This window comes from Prevotella falsenii DSM 22864 = JCM 15124 (assembly GCF_000613945.1).
Lineage (GTDB): Bacteria > Bacteroidota > Bacteroidia > Bacteroidales > Bacteroidaceae > Prevotella > Prevotella falsenii.
Genome location: NZ_BAJY01000032.1, coordinates 22,970 through 29,670 on the forward strand (window position 1 = coordinate 22,970; position 6,701 = coordinate 29,670).

At 39.0% G+C, this 6,701-nt stretch carries 7 protein-coding genes; 2 read left to right on the plus strand and 5 right to left on the minus strand.

Annotated features, from left to right (window positions below; translation table 11 throughout):
* Positions 1–68 precede the first annotated feature (68 nt).
* Positions 69–692 carry an agmatine deiminase family protein gene (locus tag JCM15124_RS10480; RefSeq protein ID WP_024999394.1) on the plus strand — a complete coding sequence of 208 codons (624 nt, stop codon included), beginning with the start codon at positions 69–71 and terminating at the stop codon, positions 690–692.
* Positions 693–843: 151 nt separating this feature from the next.
* On the opposite strand, the gene JCM15124_RS16740 is transcribed toward JCM15124_RS10480, so the two are convergent.
* The 5 genes from JCM15124_RS16740 to JCM15124_RS14140 form a co-directional block, all read right to left on the minus strand.
* Positions 844–1,044 carry a hypothetical protein gene (locus JCM15124_RS16740; RefSeq protein WP_373277539.1) on the minus strand — a complete coding sequence of 67 codons (201 nt, stop codon included), beginning with the start codon at positions 1,042–1,044 and terminating at the stop codon, positions 844–846.
* Positions 1,045–1,151: 107 nt separating this feature from the next.
* Positions 1,152–1,394 (minus strand): hypothetical protein, encoded by a 243-nt coding sequence (locus JCM15124_RS15995; RefSeq protein ID WP_156930710.1) that lies wholly within the window; start codon positions 1,392–1,394, stop codon positions 1,152–1,154.
* Positions 1,395–1,533: 139 nt separating this feature from the next.
* Positions 1,534–1,698 carry a hypothetical protein gene (locus tag JCM15124_RS10490; protein ID WP_232220165.1) on the minus strand — a complete coding sequence of 55 codons (165 nt, stop codon included), beginning with the start codon at positions 1,696–1,698 and terminating at the stop codon, positions 1,534–1,536.
* 43 nt (positions 1,699–1,741) lie between these two features.
* The gene (locus JCM15124_RS16745) at positions 1,742–2,182 is read right to left on the minus strand and encodes a hypothetical protein (protein WP_232220166.1); all 441 of its coding nucleotides are present in this window, start codon (positions 2,180–2,182) and stop codon (positions 1,742–1,744) included.
* The gene (locus JCM15124_RS14140; RefSeq protein WP_232220167.1) at positions 2,179–5,349 is read right to left on the minus strand and encodes a hypothetical protein; all 3,171 of its coding nucleotides are present in this window, start codon (positions 5,347–5,349) and stop codon (positions 2,179–2,181) included. Before JCM15124_RS14140 ends, JCM15124_RS16745 begins: the two co-directional genes overlap by 4 nt.
* A 754-nt stretch (positions 5,350–6,103) precedes the next feature.
* Here JCM15124_RS14140 and JCM15124_RS16750 point away from each other — a divergent pair.
* Positions 6,104–6,701: helix-turn-helix domain-containing protein (locus JCM15124_RS16750; protein ID WP_373277540.1), on the plus strand; the 598-nt coding region annotated here is incomplete at its 3' end.

A 6,701-nucleotide genomic window follows, 5' to 3' on the forward strand; every position in this document is an offset into this window, starting at 1 on the left:
ATATTTGTACCTTTGTATTAATTCTATTACTATATCAATTTAATAAAAATTTATCACACAAATACTATATGGAGAACTTAGAAGCAGCAAAGGTTTCAGTAGAGGGAGTTTCTTCTGAACATCTGAATGCAAATAAAGTTTACTTCGCAACAGAAGTTCTAAACAACAGTAACGTAATGCCAATTTACAGCAAATTGTGCATGGTACTTGACATCTACGATGTTAAGCACGAAATAGTTGAAGACCCTACAACGCATACTTGCAAGGCGTTGAAGCCTGCTTGGCTTGCTAATAACGGCAAGATGGCAGACCATGTGGAATGCCTTGTGCGCTATATTGGCAACAAACGCGTGCTGATGACCAACTGTGCGGAGTACGATCCGGAGGTTGCAGCAGCCTTGAAAGAGAAGTTTGAAGCCGATGGCTACGAGGTTGTGGAGCTCAGCTATTCGTCTTGCAACGGTGTCCGCAATGCTAAAGATATGAGCTGGGCATACATTAACTACATTCAAACGTCGAAAGTAGTAATCGTACCCATGCAACGTGCAGAGGAAGACAAGGAGGCTTTGCAGCAAATAAAGGCTTGCTTCCCCGACTTGGCGGTAGTGGGCGTCTATGCAAAACCATTCTTCGGCGACGAAGGCGAGTTTCTCTGTTACAGCAAGAGCATTAACGAAAACTCTATATCGTAGTAACAGCCGAGCATTCAAACAAACGAATAAGAAAGGCTGTGTTGTATTGTTACGACACAGCCTTAATTATTCGAAACCCCTCAAGCACCATGAAGCAAAAGGAGAAAACAATGGTTCGGCGGACGTTTATTGGCAAGCGGTTTTCTTTTTCTTACTGAAGGCTGATGTTGAAAAACCATCTCAATATTGTAAAGATAATTCCTTTAAAAATCGATAATTTCGTTTTGACGTTGCGAAAGCGTAGGTTTTGCGTTGTAAAACCTACGCTTTTACCGTGCAAAACAGCCGCTTTTGGAACGCAAAACAATAGGTTTTGTAATGCGCTGGAAACTAATTGGTTAGACAAAAGCATTTCTTTGAAAAATTATTTACAATATTTTGAGCTTTTCTCCACGCATAAAACACGACATTCAATAAAAGCAACATCGCTCGTGGAAGGTTATTTCTGCTCGGTAAAAGCTACATCGTGCGACTATCTCTGAATGACTTGCTATTGCTCCTGCCAACGACAAATAGAATAAACAGTAATGGAAACAAAATAATCCCCAATCGATCATTAGCGTCCTTGACCGGTTTTGTTCGATTGTTGGGCAGATGTGCTACCATTTCATCGAAGGCGTAGCGGGCTACGGCGAGATGTAATGGCTGCGCAGATGCCGGCAAGCTGACGAAACCGGTAAGGAAGCATGACGGTAATAACAAAGATAAGCAAATGCGTCCTAATGACAGACTGGAGATAATAAGAGGGTGAACCAAAATCGCTTTTTGGACACCCTCTTACTCAAACATCAGCAATTAAATAAATTAATAACTAATCATAAGATTGTTAAGTGGTACGTAGTCAATAGTCCCATGAGTTTTTATTATCTTTTAAAATATTAACTTCATCGTCGTCAAAGTTATCAAACTCTACATCGAAGTCGAATTCAAAATCTTTTGAATCTGCATGGTCGTTACCACTACCTTCAAGCAGATTGCCTTCGTATTGTATTTGTATACACTCCATTTGGAGCTTTATATATTGCTTTTTCATGATTGTACTCCTTCCTTTATTTAACGATTATTTTCACTCCGTTTACGACATACATACCGGCAGGAACATTGATGGTTTCCGTATTACCCGCTTTTATGTTTACATTATTAACCAAAGTACCGGTTACGGTGTAAATATTCACCTTGCTGTCCACTGTTGCAGCAAAAGTAATGCTACCATTGCCAGCCTGTACGGCTAAGTTTGGACGTGTTAGCAAGTCTTCAATGCCGGTAGTTTCCCCATCGCTGTCGTCGTAGATAACCGACATACCGTTCAAGTCTTTAGCATTTGCTCCACCTGTATATTCATAGAATGCACGGAATGGGTAAACATACAACCAATTCAAACCCGGTTTTAAGTTCCTTGAACACAAGTACATGCCGCCGGAGAAGTAGAATATCTTTCTATTCTTATCAAGCTTCTTGCCAGAGTAAGAACCATAGTTTGTGAAGCTCACATCGTATTGACCAATCTTACCGTTTGCAGTTTCGCCTGTGAAGAGGAAGAACCATTCGCCATAGACGTTGTTGCAGCAACGTCAGCACCTTTCTGACTTGCTATGAACGAAATCTTATTGCTTGTAGGAGCCACCAACACTTCTACCATATAAGGCTTGTTAGCCTCTGTTGAAGTTCCGGTAATAGGTATGAACTTAGCCTTTGCCTTATAATCCTTTGGCGATGTTGCTTCACTCTGGTCGAGAAGAATGCAGCTGTTTTCATTCATTGTACTCAATTTAAACGCACATAGACCATCGTCATTGGCATGCACACCGTTATTTACGCTAAGTGCAAACGGCAACATAACAGAAGCAAAAGTAGTCTTGCCATTCTTTGGCACAGTTATTTCGCGGGTATAAGTTGCAGTTTGTGCAGCATCTACACGAATATCGTATGGTGCATAGAAAGGTTTCTTGTCGGTAAGTACAATGTTTTTACATGCACGAAACTCGCCTGAAGCAGTCTTTGTAGCGAAATTATCCTTTGCAGGGGCAAGGTTTTCCGGCAAGTAGAAGATTGCATTCTTGCCGAGCAAGTCCATTGCATCGTCCAAATCGTCTTTGCCACCTGCCGCAGCTTCTTTGCGATAAACCACTGTCGTAAGGTCGCTTGCATCAACATAAAGTACTTGATCTGGTGCTTCTATGTCTGTCGGACGCGATCCACCTTGTACATTTCCTAATTCTTCAGTTTTATTTAGAAGGATATTACTGATTTGGTTTACAGTTAAATAGCCCATCTTGCCTCCCTCGGCCGTTTCAGTAGTACCAAGTTTCAAACCATATTGTGCCTTTTCAACATCTTTACCATTCTCTTCGTAGCATGTTGAGGTGTAGATTGGAACCCATGTAACCTTAGGTTCATACTGCTTAATTATCAGCTGTATATCCATTACATAGAAGGCGTGGCTACGGTGTTCGGTTGCTGTAGCTGGCGAAATGTTGTAGCGTGTTTCGTCTGCAGTAAATAGGTAACGCACTTCGCTACCATTTTCCTTTAACGACAATTCTTTAAACTCAGCACCAGAAGTAGCCGTATAAGCAGTTTTAGAGAATGGAAATTCATTGAAATATTTCGTTTCAGTACTAGGATTGTTATTACCCAGCTCGTCAGCATTATTAAAACGGAAAGGCTTTGTACCGCTCACAAGGGCTTGAATCTTCTGTTTGTAATCGGCATCAGGGTCATAAGTTGCATCGTACAAACCCTTGAAAGTTTGGTCGTATGGCGACTGTATGAAGACATAACGTGCGTTACCATTCATCTGCTGGGGCGTTCCAGTATAATAAGTATTATCACCATAGCGGCTATACAGGTTTTCAAAAGTAAACGTACATGGCTTTTGCACGCCATTTTCAACGCTGAATTCTTTTGGTACATAGAAAGTAAACTTACCACCGCGCACAGAGAAATCGTTAGCAGTAAAGGTCTGTGTCATCTTTCCAACTTTTTGCCAGTCGTGGCAAACAATATCAATACTGTGTATGAATGGGTCGAGTGCTTGCATTGTTACATCAACAGAAACCACCGCTTTCGTATCTGTGCCTGTTAATCCAGATACTTCAAACTTAACAGCATCGTTGTTCAAGCCCTTGAGTTCATAAGTTCCAGCATCACCAGCACTGTTAATCTTGATTTCCTTCACAACATTCGTACCTGTTTTATCGTAAATTTTCAGAGTGTAAGGTGCACCGTAAGACATCGTAACTTGTCCAATATTGACAGCTGATACTGCAGAATTGGCATTCTCTTCAAAAACTAAATTGTGCGCAGAATTAAGGCGTAAATACTTGTTACCAAAAAGTATATTGTTATTTTGCCTGCGTACTACGCTTGCCATATCTTTATCAGGGGTCACAGTTATTCTGCCAGAATTGGATACAAATAAATATTTTTGTTCTATATGCATATAGCCATTATCATCAATAAAGCATTTGGCAGCATCTGACGAACTGGTACTTGTACCTCCATCTGCTTTCAAATAATAAGTTCTAGGAAATAAACCTGTTCCTCGTGCACTTACTGTAAACTCATCAAACTTTGTATCTTTAGCGTATGAGCAATTGAATTTTGCGCCAACAATGCGATAGCCTAATAAAAGATTATCGCCATGTGCAGTAGTTGCAGTCATTGGTGTTTCAACAAAATAAGTATCGTTCTTTAAACCGAAATGGGTTTTACCGTCCATTGCAAAAGCATAAATATTTTTATTAGGAGCAACATTAGCAGCTTGCTTATCGGCATTTACCGCATCTTTTTGATAAATAAGCATACTTGCAGTAAGGTCAGTAACGTTGTTATAGTCGTAGCTATAATAAGTTTTGCCATTCTTTGTGTTCGGCTTAATAGGACCAATATCGAGTTTCGATGTGGTAAATGGCATTTCATAATAGCTTACAGGATTTGGAATAGCACCAACCGATACCGGTACTACATGTTCTGTAAAGTCGCCTTCAGCAGTGAAATGAAGTTCAAAATACTTAATGGTTACACCAAAATATGCATTTACATTTCCCTTATCCAAACAGAAATAAAGCTGGTTACCCATATCTTCAGTTGTCATTGACGTACGCTTAATGGTGTATTCCTTATCACCTTCGTCCGAACTACTCATCTGTTCAGAGCTTGTTTTGGAGTTATTCAATTCAAACCTACTATTGGTTTCGTACATTTTCTTGGTTACCCTGCCTAATTTCATATTCTTTACGGTCTTTCCATTCAGGTTGTTCTTCATTATAAGTGTATAACCTGTAATGCGATAACCTTTAGGCAAAGACACTTCCATGTATAGGTTACGAGTCTTTCCACCAAGTAATACCAATTCGTTATTCTCAACTGTTATGTTTCCAGCAGGTCTCTGTAATTCTCCACCGGGCGTAAGATCAGGATAGTCCGCCACTGTTAATGACAACGGAATTTGCTCGTGACGCCAAAGAGACGACCAGCCGTTCTCAAATCCGACTTCATAATCTTCCGTCAATGCTGCAACCAAATTACCCGTTTTGGGACTAATGGTTACATTTTGCGCCGTTGCATGTCCATATAGGCACAAGAAGAAGAGGAACGCAATGGTGCGATACCACCTTCTTTGTTTCGTTTTTGTGTAATGCTTTGTTGTTTTCATAATAGATATTGTTTTGTTTTTAAATTTATTCTACTGCTGATTTAATACAGACTTGTGATTTTCTTGCAAAATTAGGGAATAGCTTTTCTACTTAATTTTAATATCATAAAAAGGTTAAATAAAGCATAATAAAAACGTAAAATTGTCATGTTAATACTTTATTATATGCACAAAATAATATCAAAAATAAAAAAATAAGCAACATTATATAGCTACACAAAACACTGATAAATAAATACTTGCTAATTTAAGATACATTATTTACAAAATTGGTTAATAGCTTTAATATAAAATTTGTATATTTGTCGAATAACTAACGAGAAGCATATATATGACAACTGAAAACTTAGTGCAAAGCATTTTAAATGCCTCGTGGGGCATATATCTTGTGTTCATCTTCATCTTTATATTTATGAAGATTCCTAAACGTAAGGTCTTTGCTCCTTATCGGCGTTCGCGTGGATTTATGATAGTGGCTTTTTCCTTTCTCTTTTCACAAATATTTTTTGGGTGGATGCTACCTAAAAATACACTTCCGGCAGAAGTTCTTGCTGCTTTCGATACACCTTTCTTTTATATAGAGCTTATCTTTTTATGTTTAGCTTTCTTTCATTTGCTTGACCATTCTTTTGGAACGTACAAACGTGTGCAGTTCGATTTGTTGTCGTGGTGCGCAGTATGTGCTACCAGTTTGGCGTCGATCATTGTTAATAATCACACATTTCAAATCATATTGGTTTTTGTCGGGAGTTTTATGCTAATCTGTTTTACCGTTGTTTGTGTTCTTCGCTTTCTTAGTCTGTATAAGGCTGCACGTACTCAACTTGACAATTACTATACCGACCAAATGTATAATTTCGTGCTTTGGATACGCCGAAGTATTATCTTTATCGTTATTTTTGGAGTTGTCAGCGTGGTTGTACTCTTTGCTCCTTATACATTTAGGGTGGTTTACTTTGTGGCAGCAACCATCATGAATGTCTATATTGCCATGTCGTTCATTAACTATTCGTTCGTATTTGAAAGAGTAGAACGTTCATTTAGGTTAAATTACGAACAACAAATCCTGTTGAAAAAGCCTCAAGCCCATAGCTCTAGTAATAATAAGACCGGTGTTTTAACCGATGCCCAAAAGGGTTTAATGCGCATTTGGCTTTCCAATGAGGAGTACTGCAATTCGGAATTGACTATCGATTCGGTAGCTCGTGAAATAAAAACCAACCGCAGTTACCTATCGAGATATATTAACGAGACTTACAATTCTAACTTCAGCAGCTGGATAAGCAGCCTACGCATTCGCAAAGCCAAGCAAATCATGCAGTCGGAAACAACGCTTACGATTGAAGAAATAC